The sequence below is a fragment of the Amycolatopsis tolypomycina genome, from assembly GCF_900105945.1.
GTDB classification, from domain to species: Bacteria; Actinomycetota; Actinomycetes; order Mycobacteriales; family Pseudonocardiaceae; genus Amycolatopsis; species Amycolatopsis tolypomycina.
Genome location: NZ_FNSO01000004.1, coordinates 5,922,422 through 5,948,190, shown reverse-complemented (window position 1 = coordinate 5,948,190; position 25,769 = coordinate 5,922,422). Strand labels below are relative to the sequence as shown.

At 71.5% G+C, this 25,769-nt stretch carries 23 protein-coding genes and 2 tRNA genes; 12 read left to right on the top strand and 13 right to left on the bottom strand.

Translation table 11 applies throughout. From position 1 onward, the window contains the following. On the bottom strand, nucleotides 1-372 hold the full coding sequence (locus BLW76_RS36905; RefSeq protein ID WP_091316368.1) for a hypothetical protein: 372 nt from the start codon (nucleotides 370-372) through the stop codon (nucleotides 1-3). 286 nt (nucleotides 373-658) lie between these two features. On the opposite strand from BLW76_RS36905, the gene ctaJ reads away from it, so the two are divergent. Both ctaJ and BLW76_RS36895 read left to right on the top strand, forming a co-directional pair. Beyond that, nucleotides 659-907, top strand: coding sequence for an aa3-type cytochrome oxidase subunit CtaJ (ctaJ, locus tag BLW76_RS36900; RefSeq protein ID WP_091320342.1), 249 nt, complete (start codon nucleotides 659-661; stop codon nucleotides 905-907). After that, complete coding sequence (locus BLW76_RS36895; RefSeq protein WP_091316367.1) at nucleotides 894-1,382, top strand: DUF5130 family protein; 489 nt, start codon at nucleotides 894-896, stop codon at nucleotides 1,380-1,382. Before ctaJ ends, BLW76_RS36895 begins: the two co-directional genes overlap by 14 nt. Before the next feature lie 114 nt (nucleotides 1,383-1,496). On the opposite strand, the gene pepN is transcribed toward BLW76_RS36895, so the two are convergent. Next, the gene (pepN, locus tag BLW76_RS36890; protein WP_091316365.1) at nucleotides 1,497-4,064 is read right to left on the bottom strand and encodes an aminopeptidase N; all 2,568 of its coding nucleotides are present in this window, start codon (nucleotides 4,062-4,064) and stop codon (nucleotides 1,497-1,499) included. Nucleotides 4,065-4,218: 154 nt separating this feature from the next. On the opposite strand from pepN, the gene BLW76_RS36885 reads away from it, so the two are divergent. Next, a complete protein-coding gene (locus BLW76_RS36885) occupies nucleotides 4,219-4,839 on the top strand; it encodes a mycothiol-dependent nitroreductase Rv2466c family protein (RefSeq protein WP_091316364.1) in 621 nt (206 codons plus the stop codon). Here BLW76_RS36885 and BLW76_RS36880 read toward each other — a convergent pair. After that, nucleotides 4,836-5,645 (bottom strand): MBL fold metallo-hydrolase, encoded by an 810-nt coding sequence (locus BLW76_RS36880; protein WP_091316361.1) that lies wholly within the window; start codon nucleotides 5,643-5,645, stop codon nucleotides 4,836-4,838. The two genes, BLW76_RS36885 and BLW76_RS36880, sit on opposite strands and share 4 nt — an antisense overlap. Next, complete coding sequence (locus tag BLW76_RS36875; protein ID WP_244170485.1) at nucleotides 5,642-6,259, bottom strand: hypothetical protein; 618 nt, start codon at nucleotides 6,257-6,259, stop codon at nucleotides 5,642-5,644. Before BLW76_RS36875 ends, BLW76_RS36880 begins: the two co-directional genes overlap by 4 nt. A gap of 44 nt (nucleotides 6,260-6,303) precedes the next feature. Here BLW76_RS36875 and BLW76_RS36870 point away from each other — a divergent pair, with 44 nt between their 5' ends. Both BLW76_RS36870 and BLW76_RS36865 read left to right on the top strand, forming a co-directional pair. Then, nucleotides 6,304-6,777: a ribose-5-phosphate isomerase gene (locus tag BLW76_RS36870; protein WP_091316360.1), complete on the top strand. Its 474-nt coding sequence runs from the start codon at nucleotides 6,304-6,306 to the stop codon at nucleotides 6,775-6,777. After that, on the top strand, nucleotides 6,777-7,583 hold the full coding sequence (locus BLW76_RS36865) for an Fpg/Nei family DNA glycosylase (RefSeq protein WP_091316358.1): 807 nt from the start codon (nucleotides 6,777-6,779) through the stop codon (nucleotides 7,581-7,583). The genes BLW76_RS36870 and BLW76_RS36865 overlap by 1 nt, the downstream gene beginning before the upstream one ends. Before the next feature lie 66 nt (nucleotides 7,584-7,649). Here BLW76_RS36865 and BLW76_RS36860 read toward each other — a convergent pair whose 3' ends face one another. Continuing rightward, complete coding sequence (locus BLW76_RS36860) at nucleotides 7,650-8,453, bottom strand: hypothetical protein (RefSeq protein WP_091316356.1); 804 nt, start codon at nucleotides 8,451-8,453, stop codon at nucleotides 7,650-7,652. A gap of 145 nt (nucleotides 8,454-8,598) precedes the next feature. On the opposite strand from BLW76_RS36860, the gene BLW76_RS36855 reads away from it, so the two are divergent. The 3 genes from BLW76_RS36855 to BLW76_RS36845 all read left to right on the top strand — a co-directional run bounded on the left by BLW76_RS36855 (nucleotide 8,599) and on the right by BLW76_RS36845 (nucleotide 11,612). Continuing rightward, nucleotides 8,599-9,474, top strand: coding sequence for a TIGR03619 family F420-dependent LLM class oxidoreductase (locus tag BLW76_RS36855; RefSeq protein WP_091316354.1), 876 nt, complete (start codon nucleotides 8,599-8,601; stop codon nucleotides 9,472-9,474). Nucleotides 9,475-9,479: 5 nt separating this feature from the next. After that, a complete protein-coding gene (locus BLW76_RS36850) occupies nucleotides 9,480-9,926 on the top strand; it encodes a nuclear transport factor 2 family protein (RefSeq protein WP_091316353.1) in 447 nt (148 codons plus the stop codon). A 117-nt stretch (nucleotides 9,927-10,043) separates the two neighbouring features. Then, nucleotides 10,044-11,612 (top strand): carbohydrate-binding protein, encoded by a 1,569-nt coding sequence (locus tag BLW76_RS36845; protein WP_091316351.1) that lies wholly within the window; start codon nucleotides 10,044-10,046, stop codon nucleotides 11,610-11,612. A gap of 2 nt (nucleotides 11,613-11,614) precedes the next feature. Here the strand turns inward: BLW76_RS36845 and BLW76_RS36840 are convergent, their stop codons facing one another. After that, nucleotides 11,615-11,980, bottom strand: a complete 366-nt coding sequence (locus BLW76_RS36840) for a winged helix-turn-helix transcriptional regulator (protein WP_091316350.1) — start codon at nucleotides 11,978-11,980, stop codon at nucleotides 11,615-11,617. Between the two features lie 66 nt (nucleotides 11,981-12,046). Here BLW76_RS36840 and BLW76_RS36835 point away from each other — a divergent pair, with 66 nt between their 5' ends. Then, nucleotides 12,047-12,841, top strand: coding sequence for an NAD(P)H-binding protein (locus tag BLW76_RS36835; RefSeq protein ID WP_091316348.1), 795 nt, complete (start codon nucleotides 12,047-12,049; stop codon nucleotides 12,839-12,841). Continuing rightward, a complete protein-coding gene (locus BLW76_RS36830) occupies nucleotides 12,838-13,611 on the top strand; it encodes an alpha/beta fold hydrolase (RefSeq protein WP_091316346.1) in 774 nt (257 codons plus the stop codon). The genes BLW76_RS36835 and BLW76_RS36830 overlap by 4 nt, the downstream gene beginning before the upstream one ends. Here the strand turns inward: BLW76_RS36830 and BLW76_RS36825 are convergent. The 5 genes from BLW76_RS36825 to BLW76_RS36805 are packed head-to-tail and all read right to left on the bottom strand — an operon-like array spanning nucleotide 13,545 to nucleotide 19,302. Continuing rightward, on the bottom strand, nucleotides 13,545-14,843 hold the full coding sequence (locus BLW76_RS36825; RefSeq protein WP_091316344.1) for an FAD-dependent oxidoreductase: 1,299 nt from the start codon (nucleotides 14,841-14,843) through the stop codon (nucleotides 13,545-13,547). The two genes, BLW76_RS36830 and BLW76_RS36825, sit on opposite strands and share 67 nt — an antisense overlap. Further along, on the bottom strand, nucleotides 14,840-16,444 hold the full coding sequence (locus BLW76_RS36820; RefSeq protein ID WP_091316343.1) for a prenyltransferase/squalene oxidase repeat-containing protein: 1,605 nt from the start codon (nucleotides 16,442-16,444) through the stop codon (nucleotides 14,840-14,842). Before BLW76_RS36820 ends, BLW76_RS36825 begins: the two co-directional genes overlap by 4 nt. After that, complete coding sequence (locus tag BLW76_RS36815) at nucleotides 16,437-17,339, bottom strand: UbiA family prenyltransferase (protein ID WP_244170484.1); 903 nt, start codon at nucleotides 17,337-17,339, stop codon at nucleotides 16,437-16,439. Before BLW76_RS36815 ends, BLW76_RS36820 begins: the two co-directional genes overlap by 8 nt. Further along, entirely contained in the window at nucleotides 17,339-18,322 is a 984-nt protein-coding gene (locus BLW76_RS36810; protein ID WP_091316341.1) for a polyprenyl synthetase family protein, read from the bottom strand. Before BLW76_RS36810 ends, BLW76_RS36815 begins: the two co-directional genes overlap by 1 nt. Continuing rightward, the gene (locus BLW76_RS36805; RefSeq protein ID WP_091316340.1) at nucleotides 18,319-19,302 is read right to left on the bottom strand and encodes an aminotransferase class I/II-fold pyridoxal phosphate-dependent enzyme; all 984 of its coding nucleotides are present in this window, start codon (nucleotides 19,300-19,302) and stop codon (nucleotides 18,319-18,321) included. Before BLW76_RS36805 ends, BLW76_RS36810 begins: the two co-directional genes overlap by 4 nt. A gap of 131 nt (nucleotides 19,303-19,433) precedes the next feature. Here BLW76_RS36805 and BLW76_RS36800 point away from each other — a divergent pair, with 131 nt between their 5' ends. After that, nucleotides 19,434-20,618: a cytochrome P450 gene (locus BLW76_RS36800; protein WP_208613467.1), complete on the top strand. Its 1,185-nt coding sequence runs from the start codon at nucleotides 19,434-19,436 to the stop codon at nucleotides 20,616-20,618. A gap of 239 nt (nucleotides 20,619-20,857) precedes the next feature. On the opposite strand, the gene BLW76_RS36795 is transcribed toward BLW76_RS36800, so the two are convergent. Continuing rightward, nucleotides 20,858-20,931 (bottom strand) — tRNA-Pro (locus BLW76_RS36795). An 80-nt stretch (nucleotides 20,932-21,011) separates the two neighbouring features. Here BLW76_RS36795 and BLW76_RS36790 point away from each other — a divergent pair. Further along, nucleotides 21,012-21,085: transfer RNA gene (locus BLW76_RS36790), tRNA-Gly, on the top strand. Here BLW76_RS36790 and BLW76_RS36785 read toward each other — a convergent pair. Continuing rightward, nucleotides 21,037-25,710: a HAMP domain-containing protein gene (locus BLW76_RS36785; protein ID WP_091320338.1), complete on the bottom strand. Its 4,674-nt coding sequence runs from the start codon at nucleotides 25,708-25,710 to the stop codon at nucleotides 21,037-21,039. The genes BLW76_RS36790 and BLW76_RS36785 overlap by 49 nt on opposite strands. Nucleotides 25,711-25,769: the final 59 nt, after the last annotated feature.

Here is a 25,769-nt window from a genome sequence, read left to right as displayed (position 1 = left end):
TCAGGCAGCGAGCGCGTAGTCGCTCTGGCAGGTGACGCGGGTGCCCATGGTGACGCGCGTGCCGCGAGTGACACGGGTGCCTCGCGTGACGCGGGTGCCGCAGGTGACTCGCGTGCCGGCCGTCACACGCGTGCCCATCGTGACGCGAGTGCCACGCGTGACCCGGGTCCCGCGGGTGACTCGCGTGCCGGCCGTCACCCGGGTGCCCATGGTGACGCGGGTTCCCGCCGTCACCCGTGTACCGCGAGTGACGCGTGTACCCCGGGTAACCCTTGTGCCCGCCGTCACACGCGTTCCGGGCACGAATTCGATGTCGCTCAGTGACGAGGTGGTCTCGGTGATCGCCTGTGCGGGCGTCTGGACGCTGTTCATGGCAAGGCCTCCTGGGACCGGTGCGTTACCTGCTGGGGCTGGGGAGCGGGGCGCAAGGCCCGTACAGGTGAAAAAGCTACGAGGATTTCAAGGCGCCGACAAGACGACAGCGGCGGGTGCGGCCGCCTGTACGTTGAGTTGCAACCTTTCGGCCCGACGGTCTTCGCCCCAACGTTCCAGTGGCCGCGAGCCAAGCGGCGGACGGCACTCGGCTTACGACGAACGGTCGAGTGCGCCGCGCGCGGTGGCTGAGGTGTCTTCGAGGTCATCCGATACGCTCACCGGCGTGAACGTTGTCGAGACGATCGTGGTCTTCGCCGTGATCCCGCTGGCCATCTACGGTCTCGCCGGGCTGCTGACGCTCCGGCGCAGGTCCGGCGCTGCCCCGCGGCACCGGTCCGGCCAGGCCTGGGACTACCCGGCCATGTGGTGGAGCGCCAACCCCGAGGGTGCGGGACACCGGCACGCCGGCACTGAGAATGTTGCGCCCGAGGGCGCCCCGACCGCGGCGGGAGGCGCTCGTGGCAACTGGTGAGCTGACGAAGCGCGTCGACGAGTCCGAGCTGGGCTACGGCGAGGCACTGATGGCGACCGGACGGGTGTCCGCGGCCAAGATGTACGAGCCGGCGGCGCCGGCCGGGCCGTTCAACACCCGGCAACTGGCCCGCCTCGACGAGGCGCTGACGTTCGCCTCGCGGGAGACCGGGCTGGACTTCAGCCTGTACCTCGGCGAGCTGGGGCCGGAGAGCCGGGCAACGGCGGAGAAGCTGCACGCGACGACGGCGGACCCGGCGAACTCGGTGCTGATCGCGGTGTCGCCGGGCGAGCGGCTGATCGAGATCGTCACGGGCAAGGTGGCGCACCTGCGGCTGCCGGACCGCGGCGCCAAGCTGGCGGTGGCGAGCATGGTGGCGTCGTTCAAGGAGGGTGACCTGGTCCGTGGACTGGTCAACGGCCTGGTGAACGCGCTGCGGATGCTTTCCGACCAGGCGGGCCCCGCGCCCCGCTGACTTAGCTGACGAAGGAGCCCCGCACCTGTTCGAGGTGCGGGGCTCTTTTCGTGCGTCCCCGGCCGTCGTGAGTGGTGAGGCGGGTTCTAACCCGCCTCACCACTCACGACCGGGTCAGGCCTGCGCGTCGAAGTCCCGCGCCGCCAGTGCCCGGACGATGCCCGCCCTGCCCTCCGATACCAGCCTGCGCAGGGCCTGCGGGTGCTCGCCCGCCAGCCACTCGTCCGAGGCCGTCACCGTCTCCGGGGCCACCGCCCACGACGGGTACAGGCCGATCGCGATCGGCTGGGCTCGCTCGCTGGAGCGGCGCTGCCACACCTCGTCGATCACCTCGAAGTAGCGAGCCACGTACGAGCCCAGCAGTGCCTTCTGGCCCGGGTGCGAGAAGCCCGAGATGAGCGAGTCGCTGACCGCGTTGGGCAGCTCGTCGTCGTACACCGCGCGCTGCCACGCGTCGGCCTTGGCCTCGTCCGTGGGGCGCAACGCCCGGGCGCGCTCCGCCTGGCGGCGGCCCGTTGCCGTGTTGTCGCGGGCCAGCTCGGCGTCGATCTCCGCCGTGTCCGCCTTGCCGTGGGCCACCAGTGCGTGCAGGAGGCGCCAGCGCAGGTCCGTGTCGACCGTCAACCCCTCCAACGGCGCGGAGCCGTCCAGCCAGCCGGACAACACCGACAGGGTCGACGCGTCCAGCACCGAGCCGGCCAGGGAGTTCACGAACGCCAGCTGGTGGTCCGAACCCGGCTCGGCGCCGCGGACCAGCTCCAGCAGCCGGGCGGTGAACGCCGGCCAGCCCGTCGCCGCCGCCCACTCCTGCTCCGCGTACGAGTTCAGTGCCGTCTGGGCCTGCAGCAGCAGGCGCTGGACCACGCCGACCTCGGACTCCGTGTGGATGCCGCGCTGCACCAGCGTGACGAAGTCGCGGGCCTTCAGCTCGGCCTCGCGGGTCATCTCCCACGCCGCCGACCAGCAGAGCGTGCGGGGCAGCGGCTCGGTGATGTCCGCGATGCGGTCGATCAACGTCGTCAGCGACGCCGGGTCGAGGCGCATCGTGCAGTACGTCAGGTCGTCGTCGTTGACCAGGACCAGCTTGCCCGCGGGCAGGCCGACCAGGTCCGGGACCTCGGTGCGCTCGCCGTCGACGTCGAGCTCGACGCGGTGCTTGCGGACGATCTTGCCGGCGCCGTCCTCGTCGTACACGCCCACCGCGACGCGGTGCGTGCGCAGCTCACCCGCGCCCGGCTTCGCCCCCGACTGCACCACCGCGAACGACGTGAACGACCCGTCCGCGCCGACCTCGTAGCGCGGGCTCAGGGAGTTCAGCCCGGTGGTCTCCAGCCACTGCGCGCTCCACCACGACAGGTCGCGGCCGGACGCCTCTTCCAGCGCGCCCAGCAGGTCGGCCAGCGTCGCGTTGCCCCACGCGTGCTTGCCGAAGTACACCTTCAGGCCGTCGAGGAAGTGCTCGAGCCCGACGTAGGCGACGAGCTGCTTGAGCACGCTGGCGCCCTTGGCGTAGGTGATGCCGTCGAAGTTGACCTCGACCGCGTGCAGGTCGACGATGTCGGCCGCGATCGGGTGCGTCGAGGGCAGCTGGTCCTGCCGGTAGGCCCACGACTTCTCGATGTTCGCGAAGCTGGTCCACGCGTTCTTGTACTCGGTCGCCTCGGCCTGGGCCAGCACGCTCGCGAAGGTCGCGAACGACTCGTTCAGCCACAGGTCGTCCCACCAGCGCATGGTGACCAGGTCGCCGAACCACATGTGCGCCATCTCGTGCAGCAGCGTCTCGGCGCGCCGCTCGTAGGCGTAGCGGGTGACGCGGCTGCGGAAGACGTAGTCCTCCAGGAACGTCACCGCGCCGGCGTTCTCCATCGCGCCCGCGTTGAACTCCGGCACGAACAGCTGGTCGTACTTGGAGAACGGGTAGGGCGTGCCGAACTTCTCGTGGTAGAAGCCGAAGCCCTGCTTGGTTTCGGTGAACAGCCGATCGGCGTCCATGTGCTCGGCCAGCGACGCGCGGCAGTAGATGCCGAGCGGGATGGTCTTGTGGGCGTCGGTGTACTCGTCACGCCACTCGGCGTACGGGCCGGCGATCAGCGCCACCAGGTAGGTCGAGATCCGCTCGGACTCCTTGAACACCGTGCGGACCGCGCCTTCCGGCGTCTCCTCCGTGGACTCCACGACGGCGTTGGAGATGACCTTCCAGTCCTTCGGCGCGACCACCGTGAGCCGGTAGACCGACTTCAGGTCCGGCTGGTCGAAGCAGGCGAACATGCGCTTGGCGTCCGCCGTCTCGAACTGCGTGTACAGGTAGACGCCGTCGTCGACCGGGTCGACGAACCGGTGCAGGCCCTCGCCGGTGTTCATGTACCGGCAGTCGGCGGTCACCGTGAGCTCGTTGGCCTCGGCCAGCCCGGCCAGCGCGATGCCCTTGTCCTCGACATACGCGCTGACGTCGACGTCCGCGCCGTTCAGGGTGGCCGAGTGCACGCGGTCGGCGACGATGTCGACCCAGGTCGATTCACCGGCCCGGGCGCTGGAGAACCGGACGGTCGTCGTCGACGCGAAGGTCTTCTCCCCGGGACCGCCGTGGCCGTTCGTCAGATCGAGCTCGATGTCGTAACCGGTGACGTCGAGCAGATCCGCGCGCAGCTTGGCTTGGTCGCGGGTCAGGTTGGGGGCGGGCACAGGCACCTCTGGTCGTTGGTATCGGTTTTCAACTCCCCGCATCCAATCATGGGGACGGGGTGGCGGGCGATAAGGGAACAACCCCGCGTTTCCCGGTGTTGGCCTCCTCGTGTGGGGTCCGCCCACATCGAAACGTGCCTGGAGGAGTGCCCCGATGACCGCTGCCGAGCAGCCCACGAAGGTCGATTTCTACTTCGACCCGATCTGCCCGTTCGCGTGGATCACCTCCCGCTGGATCCTGGAGGTGGAGAAGCACCGCAACCTGGACCTGAACTTCCGGATCATGAGCCTGTCGGTGCTCAACGAGGGCCGGGACGAGCTGCCCGAGCAGTACAAGGAACTGCTGGCGAAGGGCTGGGGCCCGGTGCGCGTGGCCGTGGCGCTGTCGCAGCTCAAGGGCGAAGAAGTGCTCCGCCAGTACTACACCGAGTTCGGCACCCGCTACCACAACCAGGGCGTCAAGGACTACGACACGGTCATCAAGGAGGCCCTGGAAGCGATCGGCGCGCCCGCCGAGCTGGCCGAGGCCGCGCACTCGACCGAGTACGACGAGGCACTGAAGAAGAGCCACCACGAGGGCATGGACCCGGTCGGCCAGGACGTCGGCACCCCGACGATCCACATCGACGGCGTGGCGTTCTTCGGCCCGGTCCTCAGCTCCATCCCGCGTGGCGAAGCCGCGCTGAAGGTGTTCGACGGCGCGGTGGCGCTGGCGAGCTACCCGGACTTCTTCGAGCTCAAGCGCACCCGGACCGGCGAGCTCAACTTCGACTAAGGCGTCGCCAGCGCGGCCAGGGTGACGTCGCTGGGGTAGCGGGACGCGGCGACGGCGGCCACTTCGGTCGTCTCGCCGCGGCCCACGCCGGCCTTGAGCGTGATCAGCTCGTGCAGGCCGTCGCGGTGGTAGCGGACGAACTCCGCGTCGACCGGCTCGCCGTGGCCGGGCACGACGACGCGGGGTTCCAGCGCCAGGATCGCGTCGAACGCGGCCGGCCAGGCGGTCAGGTCGCTCTCGTCGCTGAACGAAAACTCGCTGAACCCGGCTTCGGCGTGCTCGACGACGTCGCCGCCGAAGACCACAGCCGCGTCCGGCACGTGCACCACGACGTCGTGGCCGGTGTGCGCGGGGCCGGGGTGCAGCAGGACAGCCGTGCGGCCGCCGAGGTCGAGTTCGACGTGGTCGGTGAACGTGTGGTCCGGGCCGGTGATGGTCGTGCGGGCGATCGCGTCGGCGATGTCCGGTTTGCCCTCCTTGCGGTAGTGGGCGATCCACTTCGCGCGGACGGCGTCGATGTCCGTCCCCAGTTCGGCCGCGCAGCCCTGGTGCGCCCAGACCTCGCACGGCAGGAACGCCTCGGTGCCCCAGGCGTGGTCGAAGTGCGCGTGCGTGTAGACGACGACCCACGGCAGCGGCGTGATCTCACGGATGGCGGCCGCGAGCTCGGCGCCCTGCTCGAGGTCGCCGCGCGTGTCGACGACCAGGCAGCGTTCGGTGCCCACGACCAGCCCGACGGTCAGGTCCAGCTCCTCGTAGCGGCGGGCGTGCACGCCCTCGGCGACCTCGATCCAGCGGCCGGTCATGTCAGCACTCCTTCGATCAGGACGGGAGCGGCATCGCTCACGTCGGTTCGAGCGGCCAGGACGACGTCGCCGCCGTGGCCGGCTTCGGTCAGTTCGCGGCTCGACACGCAGGTCGCCAGGGCCGTGACGTCGACGGATCGCGCGGCGAGCGCGGCCTCGGCGGACAGCGCGAGCCCGAGGCCGGCCAGCGCGGCGGCGATCGCCCCGGCGCCCATCTGGTCCTCGACGCACGGCCGCAGCGGCCCGGACGTTTCGCCGTCACCGAAAATGTTCACCCCCCAGCGTTCCCCGGCCGCGATCGGCGTTGCGGAGGCAGCCCGCGAGCAGGTGCGCGCCGGTCTCCGCGACGGCCTTACCCAGCGTTGCGCCGTTGGCCGAGGGGACACCGGCAGAGCGCCCGGCGGGATTTCCGTCACAGAAGAGGGCCGCCGGGTGAGTTCGCCCTCGCCCACGATGACCGCCCCGGCCGCCCGAGCCACCCCGCGCCGGCGAACGGGCAGCGCGCGGTTGGCCACGAGATCCGTGGTGGCGCTGAACGAAAGCACGTCGACGATCACCAGCACGGCACCCCAGTCGAGCCGGACGTCGTAGCCGGTCTGCTCCCAGATCCCCACCCCCGGAGCATGCCCGAAACCGGACCGGATGGCAGACTCCAGCCGTGCGTGTCTACTTGGGATCCGACCATGCCGGTTTCGAGCTGAAGAACCACCTGGTGGCTCACCTGGAGAAGCAGGGCCACGAGGTCACCGACGTCGGTCCGCACGTCTACGACGCGGCCGACGACTACCCGGCGTTCTGCGTCGAGGCGGCGCTGCGCGTGGTGGCCGACGAGGGCAGCCGCGGCATCGTCGTCGGCGGCTCCGGCAACGGGGAGCAGATCGCGGCCAACAAGGTGCCCGGCGCGCGGTGCGGCCTGGCCTGGAGCGTCGAGACGGCGAAGCTGTGCCGGGAGCACAACCACGCCCAGCTGATCGGCGTCGGCGCCCGGATGCACACCGCCGAAGACGCCACCGAGATCGTCGAGGCGTTCCTGGCGACCGAGGTCTCGCCGGAGGAGCGGCACGCCCGCCGCGTCCAGCAGCTGCTCGACTACGAGCGCACCGGGACCCCGCCGGCGTTGCCGGAGGCCTGATGCCCGAAGGGCACACGCTCCACCGGCTCGCGCGGCTGCACAAGCGCCGGTACGCCGGCGCCCCGCTCGCGGTGAGCAGCCCGCAGGGCCGGTTCGCCGCCGAAGCGTCCCGTTTGGACGGTCAGGTGCTCGCCGGCGTCGAGGCGTACGGCAAGCACCTCTTCCACGACTACGGCCCGCACGGCGTGGTGCACATCCACCTGGGGCTGTACGGCACCTTCGGCGAAGCGCCGCTGCCGGCGCCCGAGCCGGTCGGCCAGGTCCGGCTGCGGCTGGCCGGCCGGACACATTGGACGGACCTGCGCGGGCCGGCTCGCTGTGAACTGCTCGCCCCCGAGCAGGCCGACGCGATCAAGGCCCGGCTCGGCCCGGACCCGCTGCGCCGGGACGCGAAACCGGAGCTGGCCTGGGCGCGCATCTCGCGGTCCCGGACGTCGATCGCGGCGCTGCTGATGGACCAGGCGGTGCTCGCGGGCGTCGGCAACGTCTACCGCGCCGAGGTGCTGTTCCGCCACGGCGTCGCGCCGCTGACGCCGGGACGGGCGCTGGACCGCGCGGTGTGGGACGACATGTGGGCCGACCTGGTGACGCTGATGCGCGCCGGCGTCCGCGTCGGCCGGATCGACACGGTGCGCCCGGAGCACCTGCCGGAGGCGATGGGCCGGGCGGCCCGCGTCGACCGCCACGGCGGCGAGGTCTACGTCTACCGCCGGGCCGGCGAGCCGTGCCTGGTGTGCGGAACGCCGGTGGCGAACTCAGAGCTGGTCGGGCGCAACCTCTACTGGTGCCCCACCTGCCAGAACTGACATGAACGACCCTTTCATGACGTCAGACGTCATGAAAGGGTCGTTCATGTCATGCGGGCCGGGGCGTCAGAAGTCGAAGCCGCCCCCGTCGAAGCCTCCGCCGTCGAAACCGCCACCGTCGAAACCGCCGCCCCAGTCGCCGCCGCCGTCTCCGCCGAAGTCGCCCCCGGCGTCACCGCCGGCGTCGCCGCCCATGTCGCCGGACTCGAGCGCGTCCTGCTGGCCCGCGTCGTAGCCGGATTCCCAGGCCGAGGCGCTCGCGATGCCGCTCATGCCGGAGAACATCGCGCTGAACAGGAACATCGAGCCGAGGCCCCAGGCGCCGGCGACGAGCGCGGGCTTCCACCACGGCTCGCTGTACCAGCCCTGCGGCACCGGACGGCCCGCGACGCGGCCGCCGGGGTAGTAGTACGGCGTGTCCTGGCCGGCCTCGGGGGAGGCGGCGTAGTGCTGGCCCTCGACGTCGACCTCGCGGCGCTCGGTGACCTTGCCGGCGCGCTCGCGCTCGGCCTCCTCCGGCAGCTGCGGGCCGGGGTCCATGCCCATCGCGACGCGCGCGGCGCGGACGTAGTAGAGGCCCTCGACGGCGGTGTCCTTCACCAGCCGGGCCTGCTCGATGGTGCGCGCCTGCTCCAGCTGCGAGCCGGCGGCGTTGTAGCGCTCGCTCGCGTCGGCCATCGCCTGCATCGACGCGGTGTCGTTGCCGTTGAGGTTCAGGACCTGGCCGCCGAGCCGCTCGACCAGGCGCCGGGCATCGGCCTTGGCGTCGTCCAGCTCCCGCTGCCGGGCCGCGGCGCGCTGCCGCGAGAAATACAGGCCGCCGCCGACGATCACGACGACGAGCACGATCAGGAAGATCGCGGTGCCCATGGACCACTCCCAGAAGTTCGGGGCTCGGTGATTGGACGTCACCTTTGATTCGGACAACGCGGACGCTACGCGGTGGGTTCCCGGTGGGTGATGCGGCCCACCGCGCGCCCTGGCCGAAAAAACTAGAACACGTTATAGTTCGGCCATGAAGTTCACCCTGTCGATCGCGATGAACCCCCTCGATCAGCTGGGCGAGCTCGCCCGGGCCGCCGAAGAGGCCGGCTTCGCCTCCATTGCCCTGCCCGACTCGCTCTTCTACGCCGAGACCGTCGACACCGACTACCCGTACACCCCCGACGGCAGCCGGTTCTGGACCGCGGATACGCCCTGGGTCGACCCGCTCGTCGCGGCCGCGTCGATGGGGGCGGTGACCAGCCGGATCCACTTCTACACGTCGGTGCTCAAGCTCGGCTCCCGCAACCCGGTGCTGCTCGCCCGCCAGGTCGGCTCGGTGGCGGCGCTCACCGGCGGCCGGTTCGGGCTCGGGCTCGGCGTCGGCTGGCTGCCGCAGGAGTTCGAGTACTGCGGGGTGCCCTTCGAGCGGCGTGGCAAGCGCGTCGACGAGGCCATCGACGTGCTGCGGCTGATCCTCGGCGGCGGCATGGTCGAGTACCACGGCGAGTTCTACGACTTCGACAAGATCCAGATGAGCCCCACCCCGCCGGGGCGGGTGCCGTTCTACATCGGGGGCCACACCGAGGTCGCGCTGAAGCGCGCCGCGCGGGTCGCCGACGGGTGGTCGTCGGCGATGATGAAGCTCGACGACCTGCGCTCCACCATCGCCCGGCTCAAGGAGCTGCTGGCCGAGTGCGGCCGCGCCGGTGATCCGTTCGAGTACCAGGCGGTCTGCATCGACGCCTTCGGCCTGGACGGCTACCGCGCGCAGGCCGAAGCGGGCGTCACCGACGTCATCACCATGCCGTGGGTGTTCGACGGCGTCGGCTTCGACGCGCCGGTCGAGCCGAAGCTCGAGGCGATCCGCAGGTTCGGGGCCGAGATCATCGCGAAGTTCGAGGAGTGACTTCCATGGGCGTGCAGGTCAGCTGGGACACGGCGGCGGAGCAGCCGCCCGCGCGGCGCGCGGCGTTCGCGTCGATGACCGCGGTGACGGCGGGGGACAAGGAGGCCTGGCTGGCGCTGTTCGCGGCGGACGCCGTCGTCGAGGACCCGGTGGGCCCGTCGATGTTCGACGCCGAGGGCAAGGGCCATCACGGCCGCGACGGCATCAGTGCGTTCTGGGACATGACGATCGCCAACGTCGAGCGCTTCGAGTTCACCATCCGCGACTCCCACGCGGGCGGCGACGAGGTGGCCAACGTCGGGACGATCACGACGTTCCTGCCGGGCGGCTACCGCGTCGACACCGACGGGGTGTTCGTCTACCGCGTCGGCGACGACGGGCTGATCCGGTCGGTGCGGGCGTTCTGGGAAACCGAGCGCGCGATGGCGACCGCGCGGCAGGTGGCGGAATAGCGTCCCGGCCAGCGGAAACCCAGTTTCATATCTGATACATGATCTCTTGACGCCGGGACTGGCGGGACTCTCTACTGGGTCGGAGAAGACCTCCGACGTTTCCACCGGGAGTACGCCATGTCCTTCTTGCGTCGCACGGCGAGCGCGGCCGCGGTCCTCGTGATCGCGGCCAGCGGTCTCGTCCTGGGCTCCACCCCCGCGCCCGCCCTCGAAAACGGCCTCCTGCGCACGCCGCCGATGGGCTTCAACAACTGGAACTCGACGCAGTGCCGGGCCGAGTTCAACGAAACGATGATCAAGGGCATCGCCGACATCTTCGTCAGCAAGGGCCTGAAGGACGCCGGCTACACCTACGTCAACATCGACGACTGCTGGGCGCTGCCGTCGCGCAACTCGGCGGGGAACCTGGTGCCAGACCCGGCGCGCTTTCCCAACGGCATCAAGGCACTCGCCGACTACGTGCACGCCAAGGGCCTCAAGTTCGGCATCTACACCAGCGCCGGCACGAAGACCTGCAACACCGCGGGCTTCCCGGGCGCACTGGGCCACGAGCAGCAGGACGCGAACCTGTTCGCCTCCTGGGGCGTCGACTACCTGAAGTACGACAACTGCAACAACCAGGGTGTCGACGCGCAGCAGCGCTACAAGGCGATGCGGGACGCCCTGGCGAAGTCCGGCCGCGCCATCGCGTACTCGATCTGCGAATGGGGGCAGACCAGACCGTGGACCTGGGCCGAGCCGGTCGGGAACCTGTGGCGCACCACCGGTGACATCTCCGACAGGTGGTCGAGCATGATCGGCAAGGCGCAGGCCAACCGCGGTCTCGCGCAGTACGCCGGCCCCGGGCACTGGAACGACCCCGACATGCTGGAGGTCGGCAACGGCGGGATGACCACCACGGAGTACCGCACGCACTTCAGCCTGTGGGCGATGATGGCGGCGCCGCTGCTGATCGGCAGCGACCTGCGCAAGGTGTCGGCCGACGACTTCGCGACCCTGAAGAACACCGACGTCATCGCGCTCGACCAGGACCCGCTGGGCAGGCAGGCGACGGTGCTCAGCGCGAACGCGGGCCTGGTCGTCTACAGCAAGGTCCTCGCCAACGGCGACCGCGCGGTGGCCCTGTCCAACGAGACGGCCGCGACGGCGACGATCAGCACGACGGCGTCGGCCACCGGGATCGGCGGCGCGGCCTCGTACACGCTGAAAGACCTGTGGAGCAAGGCTGTCCGCACCACCACCGGCACGATCAGCGCCTCGGTGCCTTCGCACGCGACGGTGCTGTACCGCGTGTCCCGGGCCGGCGGCGCGGCCCGCTTCGAAGCGGAGTCCGCGTCCCTCTCGGCGGGCGGCACGATCGACGCGAACCACGCGGGCTACTCCGGGACCGGCTTCGCGAACGGCGCCAACGCCGTCGGCAGCTACGTCGAATGGCAGGTGACCGGCCCGGCGTCGACGCTGACGTTCGGCTTCGCGAACGGCACGACGGCGGCGCGTCCGGTGGACATCTCGGTCGACGGCGCGGTGGTCGCCGCGGCGGTGCCGTTCCCGTCGACCGGCGCCTGGACGACGTGGAGCACCCTCGCCCGCCCGATCACCCTGGCGGCGGGGTCACACACCGTCCGCCTGACCGCGACGACGGACGCCGGCCCGGCGAACCTCGACTACCTGGACGTCTCGCCGTAGACCTACCTGGCGGAGCTGCGTTCGTCGTAGCTCCGCCGGGCCGCTTCGACCTTGCCGAGGTTGCCGGACCACTCGGAGAGCGACGCGAACAGCGGGCCGAGGCTGCGGCCGAGCTCGCTGATCTCGTACTCGACGCGTGGTGGCACCTCGGCGTGGTAGGTGCGCACGACCAGGCCGTCGCGCTCCAGCTGCCGCAGCCGCTGGGTGAGCACCTTCGGCGTGATCGTGGCGATCCGGCGCTCGAGCTCGACGAACCGCTGGCGCCCGAACTCGTTGAGCGCCCACAGGATCGGCGTGGTCCACCGGCTGAAGACGATGTCGACCACCGGGGCGATCGGGCAGGCCAGCTCGGGTGTGGTCTCGGTCACTTTGGCGCCTCCAGCCAATACTTTCCTCTAGGTACCTACTATAAACCGGAATGTAGCGTCGTGCCCATGATCATGGTTGTGGGAGCGACGGGAAATGTCGGAGCGCCGCTGGTGCGCATGCTCGCCGAGGCGGGCGAAGAGGTGACGGCGGTGTCCCGCCGGATCACGGCGGCGCCGCCCGGAGTCGTTGTGCGGCAAGGAGACCTGGCGACACTGGACTTCGAAGGCGTGTCGGCGGTCTTCTTGATGGTGTCGGGCGCTTTCGTGCCTTTGGACGACGTCCTGGCCCGTGCGGCAGCGGCGGGCGTCCGCAAGGTGGTGGCGCTGTCGTCCCAGGGCGTGGCGACCGGACGGCACCCGGCGGTCCTGGAGGACTCGGTGCGCCGCTCGGGTCTGGAGTGGACACTGCTGCGGCCGGGCGCGTTCGCGTCGAACACGCTGCAGTGGGCGGAAAGCGTGCGCTCGGCCCGCGAGGTGGTGGCCCCGTTCGCCGACGTGGCGCTGCCGGTGGTGGACCCGGAGGACATCGCGGCGGTCGCGGCGGCGGCGTTGCGCGAAGACGGCCACGCGGGCCAGGCGTACACCCTGACGGGCCCGGCCCCGATCACCCCGCGCGAGCAGGCGGCGGCGATCGGCGCCGCCGTGGGCGAGCCGGTGCGGTTCACTTCGCAGACACGCGAAGAGGCCCGCGCGATGCTGCTGGGCTTCATGCCCGCCGAGGTGGCGGACGTGACGCTGGACATCCTCGGCGCACCGACGCCGGCGGAGCAGCAAGTGAGCCCGGACGTCGCGCGGGTCCTGGGCCGGCCGCCGAAGCCGTTCGCGGAGTGGGCGGCGCTGCTCGCGGGGGCGTTCAAGTGACGGTCCTGGCCCACCGCGAGCAGGGTTCGGGCGCCCCGGTGGTGTTCCTGCACGGCAACCCGACGTCGTCGTACCTGTGGCGCAACGTGCTGCCGTCCCTGCCGGGACGGCGGCTGGCACCGGACCTGATCGGCATGGGCGACTCGCCCAGGCCCGGCATCGAGTACACGTTCGAAGACCACGCGCGCTACCTGGACGAGTGGTTCGACGAGCTGTCACTGGAGGACGTCGTCCTGGTCGGCCACGACTGGGGCGGCGCCCTGGCGGCGGACTGGGCGTCCCGGCACCCGTCCCGGGTCCGGGGGCTGGCGTTCACCGAAGCGGTCTTGAAGCCGATGACGTGGGAGGAGTTCCCGCCGGCGGGCGCGGCGGTGTTCCGCGCGATCAAGACCTCCGGTGAGCCGCTCATCGGGGACTTCCTGTCCGGGCTGCCCCCGGAGTACGCGCGGATGTATCCGACCCCGGAGTCTCGCCGCCCGTTGCTGCAGTTCGCGCGATCACTGCCCTTGGGCGGCGAGCCGGCGCCGGTGGTGGCCCGGATCGAGGCGTTCGGCGAGTGGCTCGGCGCGACCCCGGAGATCCCGAAGCTGCTGGTCACCTTCGAGCCGGGCCCGGACACGATGCTGACGCCACCGATGGTGGCGTGGCTGGCGGCGGCGTTCGCGTCGCTGAAGGTGGTGCACCACCCGGTGGTGGCGGGGCATCACACGCCGGAGGACCAGCCGGAGCTGCTCGCGGAGTCACTGACGGCCTGGCTGCCGGCACGGTGATCCGGCCGCTGCCGCTCGCGCGGCAGCAGGCCGAACTGGCGCAGCCGGTCCGCCGCGGAGAACGGCCGGATGCCGAGCCCGGCCAGGTTGTAGGCCATGAGGTGCACCAGCCGCGGGTCGGCGGCGGTGCGGCGCAGGGCCCGGCCGCTGATCCGCGCGACGATCGGCGAGGTGTTCGTGATGAGCCGGGCGGCGCGGTGGCTCATCCGCTGGTTGTGGACGAGCGCGGGCATCCGGTCGGCCTGGTAGGCGGGCAGCGCCCGGTCGACGGCGGCGGCGAAGTCCCCGGCCCCGTCCCACTGCTCGGCGATCAGCGCGGCGAGCACCTGGGCGTCGGCGACCGCGCAGCCGAGTCCCTGGGCCGCCATCGGGTGCACGACGTGGGCGGCGTCCCCGGCCAGCGCCAGCCCCGGCGCGATCAGCCGGTCGGCGAGGAAGCGGGACACCGGCAGCGACTGCGGCCGGCGCGGCCGGGCGGGTACCGCGTCGGCCAGCCAGTCCAGAGCCGGGACGTCGGCCGCCAGCCCGCGATACCAGCGCCGCGCGTCACCGCGGAGTTCGTCCGGCTCGACCTGGGCGTACACGCGTACCCGGTGGCCGGGCAGCGGGTAGACGAGCCGCAGGCCGCGCGGGCTCCGGTAGGCGGTGAACGCGTCGGCGGCCGTCCCGGCGACCTCGAACGTCGCCAGGCGGTGGGGATAGGCACGGCGGTACCCGGCGATCCGGACCTGCTTGCGCAGCGCGGAGGAAACGCCGTCGGCGGCGACGACCAGCCCGGCCCGCACCCGGTAGGGACGGCCGTCTTCCTTCAGCCACGCACCGTCGATCCGGCCGCCGTTGCCGGTCAGCTCGGTGACCACGGTGGCGCGCCGCAGCTCCACCGTGGCGGGCAGGCCGGCGGTGAGCGCGCGCAGGATGCCCGGGTAGTCTTGGGCCAGCAGGTGACGGCTGCCCTCGGGCAGGTCGCGGTAGTCGATGGCGAGCAGCGGACCGCCGAGTTCGTCCCGGGTGACGAGCCGGGACAGCCGCAGGGCGCCGTGGTCGTCGAGCCGGGACAGGACGCCCCACTCCTGCAGCGCCGGGAGCGCGGAGGGCTGGAAGACCTCGCCCTTGGCCACCGGGCGGATGCCGGGCGCCTTGTCGACCACGAGGACCCGGAGGCCGAGTGACCCGAGGGCGCAGGCGGCCGACAACCCGGCGACGCCGGCCCCGCACACGAGTACGTCGGTCATCGCGCCGCCTCCCGGTAGCAACCGAGCGCCCGCAGGGCCAGGCCGTTGGTGATCGCCGTGTTGAAGTACCGGTAGCAGTTGCGGATCCATTCGCTGACCGGCGCCGCGGGCCAGGTGCCGTCCCGGTGCTGGACGTCGAGCAGCCAGCGCACCGCGCGGCGCGCGGCCGGATCGCCGGGCCGCAGACCCGCGTGCAGGAGCGCGCGCACTGCCCAGGCCGTCTCCTCGACCGTCCCCGGCGTTCCCGCTCTGCCGTCCGACCACGACCCGTCGGGGTGCTGCGTGCCGAGCAGCCACTGCTTCGCCCGCTCCGCGCCGTCGCCCGCGCGGGCCAGCGCCTCCAGCACGACCGCGGTGCCCGACGTGTGGTTGCGGTACCACATCGCTTCGAACCGGCCCTCGTCGTCCTGCTGACGACGCAGCCAGCCGGCCGCGCGCCGGACGCGCCGGTCCGCACCGGCCACTCCGGAATCCAGCAGCGCGCAGACCGCCTGCGCGGTCATGAACGGATCGGCCCCGATGTTGGGCGCGATCGTCTCGGGTACGCACAGGCTCCACGAGCCACGCCGGTCCTGCTGCCGGCTGAGCCACTCCACGCCGCGCGCGGCCGGTGCGTCCCCCGGGGTGACGCGGGCCAGCAACGCCGTCACCTCCGCCGTCTCCAGTGCCATGGGCCAGCCGTGGCCCGTGCCGTAGCTCCAGTACCCCGGCGGGCTGCCGAACGCCGTGAACGGCCGGTTCCCCTGGCGCGCTCGCAACATCGCCAGCGTCGGTGCCAGCCGGGGATCGGTACCGAAGCCGGCCTCCGCCAGCCCGGCCGCGGCGAACACCGACCACGTGATGTCCAGCGGCATCATGTCCCACGAGCCGTCCGGGTTGACCGTCGCGCGCAGCCGCTGCCGGATCGCGCCGGTCACTTCCGGCGCCTGCCCGGCCCGGTGCAGCCCGAGGCAGATCATCGACGCGGGCCACGGGTCGCCGCCCAGCTCGCCGGTACCGCCTTCGTGGTCGTGCATCTGCCGGATCACCGAAACCGCGCGCCGGGCCGCCGGGCCGTGCGCGCCGGGCTTGAGGCTGAGCGCGGCCGCCACCGGGAGCATCACGGCGAACATCCGGCGGGCCCGCGCCGGGAAGAGGAACACCACCGAGGGGATGCGCGGCACGGCCCGTGGTTCGACCCAGCCGGCCAGCGAGCAGAAGAACGTGCCGAGCGTCCGGATCGCGCGGCTCGGCACGGCGTCGAGCCCGCCGTAGCGGTCCAGCCACGCCCGCCCGGCTCGCACGGCGGGATCGGCGTCCCGGCGGCCGGCCACGTCCAGCGCGACGGCGCTCATCACCGTCGGCAGCACCTCACTGTCCACACCGGACACGGTGCCCCAGCCGCCGTCGGGACGCTGTGCCTTGCGCAGCCAGCTCGTCCCGGCCGAAACGAGGTCTTCGGCGTCATCGTCCACAAGCGACAGCGTGAGCACCGCCGCGGCGGTCGACACCGTGGAGGACCAGTCGGCATCGGTGCGGATCACGCCGTCCGGCCGCACGGCGGCGAACAACGCGGCGGCGCCACGCTCGATGCCGTCGTCGAGCAGATCCGTCTCAGGCATGGCGTCCCTCCGGGAATTCGTACCGGGCCCGCATCCGGCGTTGCGTCACCAGCGTCGGCACCAGGACGACGATCAGGACGGGAACGCCCAGGGCCGGCGGCAGCAACGCGGCGGCCAGCACGAGCCGCTCGACGACCAGCACTTCGTGCGCACGCAACGCCCGGCCCGGCGTCACGGTCCGCAACACCCACAGTGCCGCGATGCCGAGGGCCGCCGCGGCCGGCAGCAGAACGGTGAACGGTGCCGCGGCGAACAGGGCACCGACCGCCACCGCGTACAGCACCGCGACGAGGCGGACGGTGGCGCGCGCCCCGTGCCGGACCGGGAAGGTCCGGTAGCCGCCGCGCTCGTCGCCGTCGATGTCGCGCAGGGTGCCCACGAGGTTCGACGCCGTGTCGTGGCACAGGAACGCCACCGCGACGACCGCGGTCGCCGGCGGCGGCACGGGGTGGGCCAGCAGGGCGCCGCAGACCAGGGCCAGCGCCGTCGCGGTCCCGCGCGCCAGGTTGCCGGACAGGCCACGGCTCTTCAGGACCGCGCTGTAGGCCACCATCACGGCGACCGTGACCAAGGCCAGGACACTGACCCGCCAGTTCACGGCCACCAGCGTCACCAGGACGGCGGCGGCAACCGCGGACCCGGTCCACCACGCCGTGCGCGCGGACAGCCTGCCGGACGGGATCGGGCGTTGTGGCTTGCTGATCGCGTCGAGGTCGCGGTCGAAGTAGTCGCCGAGGTAGTGCCCGGCGACCCAGCCGAGGGTCGCGGCGGCCCAGGCGAGCGCCGGCTGCCACCACGCCGGCGGTCCGGGCGGGAGCGCCGCGCCGGCCATCCCGACCAGCCCCGGGTAGGCCAGCGTATACGGCCGCCAGGTCTGCACGTGTGCCGACAGCATCACCGCTCCCGATCGACGACCAGCTCGGCGACGGACCCGAGGAACGCCGTGCTCTCCGAGGCCGGGAACCCGGCCAGGGCGCCGGCCGCCCGATCGGCTTCGGCTTCGGCGCGGCGCCGGGCGTGCTCGATCGCGCCGATGTCGTGCAGCAGCTCGCTCATCCTGGCCAGCGCGCCGGCCGATCCACTGTGGAGGATCGCGGCGATCTCGCCGCGGCGGCCCGGCGCCAGTTCGGAGGCGACCAGGACCGGGAACGTGGGCCGCCGGTTGGCGAGGTCGCTGCCGGCCGCCTTGCCCGTCGTGGCGCTCTCGCGCAGGTACGGCAGGAGGTCGTCGTACATCTGGAACGCGATCCCGAGGTGCCGCGCGTAGGAATCGGCCGCGGCCTGGTCGGCCGGGCTGCCGCCGCCGAGGACGACACCGGCGACGCAGGCCGCCCGGAACAGCGCGCCGGTCTTGCCGTCGGCCATGGCGAGGTAGGCGGGCAGCCCGCCCTCGAGCGCGCCCTGCTGCGCGCTTTCCTCGACCTGGCCGCGGCACAGCCGGATGCCGGCCTCGCCGAACAGGCGCAGCGCGGTGACCACCGCGGTCGCGGGCACGCCCCGGCGGCCGCACTCGGCCAGTGCTGTCACCGAAGCCATGAACAGCGCGTCCCCGGCCACGATCGCGTCGTCGACGCCGAAGCGGGCCATCACCGAGTCGCGGCCGCGCCGGAGTCGGTCGCCGTCGATCACGTCGTCATGGACCAGCGAAGCGCCGTGCAGGTATTCCACGGCGAGCGCCGCCGGGACCACCCGCGCGCGATCGCCGCCGACGGCGGCCGCGGATTCCAGCAGCAACAGCGGGCGCAGGAGCTTGCCGCTCGGCAGCAGCGCGTGCCGGCACATCGCGTCCAGCCGGTCGCGGCCGTCCGGCCAGCGCCGATCGAGTTCCTCGCGCACCAGGCCCAGCGACGCCTGGACCGGTTCCAGGGCGATGCTCATGCGGGGAACTCCGCGGCGGCTTCGACGAGCTTCCGGTTCTCCTCCGGAGTGCCGACGCTGATCCGCACACCCAGGCCCGCCACGTCGCGGACGAGGATGCCCCGTTCGGCGAGGAAGCCGGCCAGGCGCTCGCCCGCCCCGGGCACCCAGAGGAAGCTTGCGTGGCTGCGCGGGACGGACCAGCCGAGGTCGAGCAACGCCGCCCGCAGGGCGTCCCGGTCCTCGCGGATCCGCGCGACCGACTGCCGCATCGCGTCCTCGGCCTGCAGCGCGGCGAGGGCGGCGGCCTGTCCGGTGGCCGGGACCAGGAACGGCAGCAGCGCCATCCGGAGCCGTCCGGCCAGTTCCGGCTCGGCGACCGCATAGCCGACGCGGAGCCCGAAGAGCCCGTAGGCTTTCGAGAAGGTCCGGACCACACATACGCGGGGATCCCGGCGGAACAGCTCGACGCCGTCGGCGCAGTCCTCGGCGAACTCCCGGTAGGCCTCGTCCAGCACGACGGTGACGTGGGCGGGCAGGCCGGCCAGGAACTGTTCGACCTCCCCGGCGCGCCACCGGTCGCCGGTGGGGTTGTTGGGGTTGCAGAGGATGACGAGTGCGGTCCGGCTGGTCACCGCGGCGCCGAGGGCATCGAGGTCGGGTGGCGCCGCGACCGCCTTCGCCCCCGCCATGAGCGGGTACATCTCGAACGACGGCCACGGGTGGACGACGTCGCCGGGACTGGTCTGGCACAGCGCGTGCAGCAACGCCGACGAACCGGCGCCGACGAGGACGTTCTCCACGTCGACGGAAAGCCGTCGCGCGAGGGCCGCGGAAAGCGCCGAACACCACGGATCCGGGCCGCGGCCCGGATCGCGGGTGGCTTCCACGACCGCGCTTTCCACGCCTGGCAACGGTTCGCGCCGGTTTTCGTTCATCGACAGCCGGACGAACCCGTCGGCCGGGCCACCCAGCGCGGCTCGCAGCCGTTCTGTGTCCATCGGCAAAGCTTCCGTTCGGGAGAGTGCCACAGCCATCCGCACTTCCGCGAAAGCCGGTGCGCGCTTGGCGGATGGTCACGCCGCCTGGCCGCGGGCACGCTGGGCCGGACTGCTCGTCCCGAGGAGACCCGATGTCCCTGCCTGCCTTCCCCGCGCCGCGCACCGGCTGCCCGTTCGATCCCGCGCCGGCCTACACCGAAGTCCGTGAAGGGCCGGGAATCGTCGAGGCCGGGATGTGGAACGGCACGACCGCCTGGGTGGTCACCCGCTACGACGACGTCCGCGCGATCCTCGCCGACCGCCGGTTCAGCGCCGACGGGACCCGGCCGGGGTTCCTGCAGTTCGCGCCCGGCGTCAATCCGCAGGTGTCGACGTTCATCCGCATGGACGATCCCGAGCACGCCCGGCTGCGCCGGATGCTGGCCCGCAAGTTCACCGTCCGGAGCGCGGAGTCGATGCGGCCGGAGATCCAGCGCATCACCGACGAGCACGTCGACCGGCTCCTGGAGACGGGGCCACCCGCCGACCTGGTGACCGGGCTCGCGCTGCCCGTGCCGTCCCTGGTGATCAGCCGCTTGCTGGGCGTGCCGTTCGACGAGGCGGAGTTCTTCCAGGCGAGCACGCGCAAGATCATGAGCTGGGCATCCAGCGGCGAGGAGGCGATGGGTGCTCTGGTGGAACTGGGCACGTACCTCAGCGGGCTGGCGGACCGCAAGGCGGCCGACCCCGGCGACGACGTCATCAGCGCGCTGGTCACCGAATACGAAAGCACCGGCGAGCTGACCCGCCAGCAGCTGGTGCTGATGGCGGTGCTCCTGCTGATCGCGGGCCACGAGACGACGGCGGGCACGATCGCGCTGGGCATCGCCGCGCTGACCCGGCACCCCGGCCAGCTGGCCGCGCTGCGCGCCGACCCGAGCCTGGTCCCGGGCGCGGTCGAGGAGGTGCTCCGCTACGCCTCGGTGGTCCAGAGCGGATTGTCCCGGATCGTCACCGAGGAGGTGGAAATCTGCGGCCGAAGGCTGAAGGAAGGGGACAACGTGATCCTCTACCTACCGGCGGCCAACCGCGACGAGAAGGTCTACCCGAACGCGGCGGCGTTCGACATTCACCGCGAGGGTCCCAAGCACCTGGGGTTCGGTTTCGGGTCGCACCAGTGCCTGGGGATGTCCCTGGCCAGGGTGGAGATCCAGGTGGCGATCCGCACGGTAGTGCAGCGCATACCAACCCTGGCGCCGGCAAAGCCGCTGCAGGACTTGCCGTTCCGCCACGAGATGTTCGTCTACGGCCTGCACGAGCTACCGATCACCTGGTAGGCAGCCTGGGCCGGCGGGGCTCCCACCACCGGCAAAGCTTGCAACCCGCGGCAGCGCTCGGCGGCCAGACTCCAACGGGGCGGCAAAGCTCCCGACCGCGGCAGCGCTCGGCGGCGGCAGACCTCTCAACAGGCGCCGGAGGCACCGTGGGGGGTCCGGGGGCCCGGCCCCCCGGGCAACGGGAAGGAGATGAAGGGGGAGGGGCGAGCGCGCAAGCGCGAGCCCACCCCCGAATCGGGTCGGGATGACAGGATTTGAACCTGCGACCCTCCGCTCCCAAAGCGGATGCGCTACCAAGCTGCGCCACATCCCGGGTCCACCCCCAGGGGGGTGTGCGATCAGCCTAGCGGGTCACGCTAAGCTGGCCTCGCACCCGGGTACCTCCGGGGGCACGCGGGTGTAGCTCAATGGTAGAGCCCTAGTCTTCCAAACTAGCTACGCGGGTTCGATTCCCGTCACCCGCTCCAGCAGCGTCACGTGTGGATGCGGCGTCCGCCTCGAGGGACGCCGCTATCACGTCCAGCAACTTGTCCGTGTCCACCGGTTTGGTGATGTAGTCGTCCGCGCCGCTCGCCAGGGTGCGGGCGCGGTCCTCGGCCGTGGCCTTGGCGGTGACCGCGATCACCGGCAGGTCCGCGTTGGCCGCCTCTGCCCGGATCGCCGCGATCGTCGCGTTTCCGTCGAGTTCGGGCATCATCACGTCCATCAGGACCAGGGCCGTGTCCTCGTTGCGCTCCAACGCCCGGATGCCCGCGACGCCCGTCTCGGCGTAGATCACCTCCAGGCCCGCCTGTTCCAGGACCGCTGCCAGGGCGAACACGTTGCGAAGGTCGTCGTCGACGATCAGGACCTTCTCGCCGTGGAAGCGCTTCGGGGTGACGTCGGGTGCTGCCACCAGGACCGTGCTGGGGACCGGGGGAAGCCTGGGTGACGACAACGCCGTCAGGGCGGGGTCCACCAGGTTGGCCGCCGCGACCGGGAGGTACAGGGTGAACGTCGAGCCCACGCCCGGTTCGCTCACCACGCGCAGCTCGCCGCCCAGGAGCTCTGTCAGCTGCTGGCTGATGTTGAGGCCGAGGCCCGTGCCGCCGTACTTGCGGCTCGTCGTGCCGTCCGCCTGGCGGAACGCCTCGAAGATGACCGCCAGCTTCTCCTCCGGGATCCCTATCCCGGTGTCCTCCACCGCGAAGGCGATGATGCCCGGAGCGTTGCGAAGCGCCTCCTGCTCCACCTCGGCCGGGTCCGCCGCGCGGATGTGGAGGCGGACGCTGCCCTCGTCGGTGAACTTCGCCGCGTTCGACAGCAGGTTGCGGAGGATCTGCTGGAGCCGGTGCTCGTCGGTGTGGACGCTGCCCGGCACCGGCGGGTCGATGTGGACGGCGAACTCGAGGCCCTTGTCCGCCGTCAGCGGCCGGCACAACGACTCGACGTAGTCCACCAGCTCCGGCAGCGTGATGTCGGACATCTGCATGTCCAGCCGGCCCGCCTCGACCTTCGCCAGGTCGAGGATGTCGTTGATCAGCTGCTGCAGGTCCGAGCCGGCCGCGTAGATCGTCTTCGCGAACTGGATCTGCTTCTCCGTCAGGTTCCCTTCCGGGTTCTCCGACAGCAGCTTCGCCAGGATCAACGCGCTGTTCAGCGGCGTCCGCAGCTCATGCGACATGTTCGCCATGAACTCGGTCTTGTACTGCGACGCCACCGTCAGCTGCCCGGCGCGTTCCTCCAGCTCCTGCCGCGCCTGCTCGATCTCGCTGTTCTTGACCTCGATGTCGCGGTTCTGCTGGGCCAGCAGCGCGGCCTTCTCGGCCAGCTCGGTGTTGGACCGCCGCAGCTCGCCCTGCTGGGCCTGCAGCTGCTCCGACCGCGCCCGCAGCTCCTGGGCCAGCCGCTGCGACTCCGTCAGCAGCGCCTCGGTCCGCGAGTTCGACAAGATCGTGTTCACGTTGACGCCGATGGTGTGCCGCAGTTGCTCCAGCAGGTCCTGGTGGACCGTGCTGAACTCGTTCACCGAGGCCAGCTCCAGCACCCCGAGCACCTCGCCCTGGAACAGCACCGGCAGCACGATCAGGTTCACCGGCGCGGCCGAGCCGAGCCCGGACGAGATCAGCGCGTACTCCGGCGGTGCGTTGCTGACCAGGACCGTGCGCTGGTCGACGGCGGCCTGGCCGATCAGCGACTCGCCCATCGCGAACCGCAGCCCGGCGCGGGACTGCGCCAGCCCGTACGCGGCGATGCACTCGAGCACCGTGCCGTCGCGGTCGTCGTCGCGGGCCAGGAAGAACGCGCCCTGCTGGGCCCGCACCAGCGGGGCCAGCTCCGACAGGATCAGCGCCGCCACCGACACCAGGTCGCGGTGGCCCTGCATCCGGCCCGACAGCTGCGCGAGGTTCGTCTTCAGCCAGTCCTGCTCGCGGTTGGTCCTCGTCGTCTCCTTGAGGTTCGCGATCATCTGGTTGATGTTGTCCTTGAGGTCCGCGACCTCCCCGGACGCGTCGACCGTGATGTGCCGGGTCAGGTCGCCCGCCGTCACCGCCGTCGCGACCTGGGCGATCGCGCGGACCTGGGTGGTCAGGTTCCCGGCCAGCTGGTTGACGCTCTCGGTGAGCCGCTGCCAGGTGCCGGACACGCCGTCGACCTCGGCCTGGCCGCCCAGCTTGCCCTCGGTGCCGACCTCGCGCGCCACGCGCGTGACCTCGGACGCGAACGCCGAGAGCTGGTCGACCATCGTGTTCATCGTGGTCTTGAGCTCGAGGATCTCGCCGCGGGCGTCGACGTCGATCTTCTTGGTCAGATCGCCCTTCGCGACCGCGGTGGTCACCTGGGAGATGTTGCGCACCTGGCTGGTCAGGTTGTGCGCCATGAAGTTGACGTTCTCGGTCAGGTCCTTCCAGGTCCCGGCGACGCCGGGGACGCGGGCCTGGCCGCCGAGGATGCCTTCGGTGCCGACCTCGCGGGCGACGCGGGTGACCTCGTCGGCGAACGCGCGCAGCGTCTCGACCATCCCGTTCAGCGTCTCGGCCAGCGCCGCGACCTCGCCCTGGGCCTCGATCCGGATCTTCTTCGACAGGTCGCCGTTGGCCACCGCGCTCGCCACCGTGGCGATGTTGCGGACCTGGTCGGTCAGGTTGTCGGCCATGACGTTGACGTTGTCGGTGAGGTCCTTCCACGTGCCCGCGACGCCGCGGACGCGCGCCTGACCACCGAGGATGCCTTCGGTACCGACCTCGCGCGCCACTCGGGTGACTTCGTCGGCGAAGGCGGACAGCTGGTCCACCATCGTGTTCAGCGTGGTCTTGAGCTCGAGGATCTCGCCGCGGGCGTCGACGGTGATCTTCTGGGTGAGGTCGCCCTTCGCGACCGCCGCCGTCACCGTGGCGATGTTCCGGACCTGGTCGGTCAGGTTGTTCGCCATCGAGTTGACGTTGTCGGTCAGGTCCTTCCAGGTCCCGGCGACGCCGGGCACGGTGGCCTGGCCGCCGAGCTTGCCTTCGGTGCCGACCTCGCGCGCCACTCGGGTGACTTCGTCCGCGAAGGCGGACAGCTGGTCCACCATCGTGTTCAGCGTCGTCTTGAGTTCCAGGATCTCGCCGCGGGCGTCCACCGCGATCTTCTGCGTCAGGTCGCCGCGCGCAACGGCCGTCGCGACCTGGGCGATGTTGCGGACCTGGGTGGTCAGGTTGTTCGCCATGAAGTTCACCGAGCCGGTGAGGTCGCGCCAGGTGCCGGCGACGCCGGGGACCTGCGCCTGCCCGCCCAGCTGACCCTCGGTGCCGACCTCGCGCGCCACTCGGGTGACTTCGTCGGCGAACGCGGACAGCTGGTCCACCATGGTGTTCATGGTCGTCTTGAGCTCGAAGAACTCGCCGCGGGCGTCGACGGTGATCTTCTGCGTCAGGTCGCCCTTCGCCACCGCCGTGGTCACGTGCGAGATGTTGCGGACCTGGTCGGTGAGGTTGTCTGCCATCTGGTTGACCGAGTCGGTGAGGCTGCGCCACGTCCCGGCCGCGCCGGGCACCTCCGCCTGCCCGCCCAGCTTGCCCTCGCTGCCGACCTCGCGCGCCACCCGGGTGACTTCCCCGGCGAACGCCGAAAGCTGGTCGACCATCGTGTTCAGCGTGTTCTTCAGCTGCAGGATTTCGCCGCGGGCGTCGACGTCGATCTTCTTCGTCAGGTCGCCGCTGGCCACCGCGGTCGCCACCTGCGAGATCCCGCGGACCTGGTCGGTCAGGTTGTCGGCCATCAGGTTGACCGAGTCGGTGAGGTCGCGCCACGTCCCGGCGACGCCCGGCACCTGGGCCTGGCCGCCGAGCTTGCCGTCCGAGCCGACCTCGCGGGAGACGCGGGTGACCTCGTCGGCGAACGCCGAGAGCTGGTCGACCATCGTGTTGATGGTGTTCTTCAGCTCGAGGATCTCGCCGCGGGCGTCGACGTTGATCTTCTGGGTAAGGTCGCCGCGGGCCACCGCGGTGGTGACCTGGGCGATGTTGCGGACCTGCTCGGTGAGGTTGTCGGCCATGAAGTTGACCGAGTCGGTCAGGTCGCGCCAGGTGCCCGACACGCCCGGGACGACGGCCTGGCCGCCGAGACGTCCCTCACCCGCGATTTCCCGGGAGAGCCTCGTCACTTCGGCGGCGAAGCGCGACAGCTGCGCGATGAGGCCGTTGACCGTCTTCGCCAGCGTGGCGTACGCGCCCTGCAGCGGGCGGCCGTCCAGGGTCAGCGTCATGGGCTGGGACAGGTCGCCGTCGGCCACCCCGCCGAGCACGCGCTCCAGCTCGATCGCCGGCCGGGTGAGGTCCTCGACCAGGCCGTTCACCGCGTCGACGGCCGTGGTCCAGCCGCCGGGGCCGACCTGGCCCTCGAGCCGCTCGCTGAGCCTGCCTTCCTGCCCGACGGCCGAGCGGACCCGCAGCAGCTCGCTGACCAGCCGCTGGTTGCGCTCGGCGATGTCGTTGAAGGCGACGGCGAGCTGCGCCGAGATGCCGTCGCCGTGCGGGACGAGCCGCCGGCGGAAGTTGCCGTCCCCGAGATCCCGCACCGCCGCGAGCACCCGCTCCAGCGCGGCCGCTTCGCTCTGGGATTCCGTTGTCATGTGTGCCGACCCTCTCCACCACGCATGCGCCAGCCATGGTCGTCGACCCAGCGTGCCAT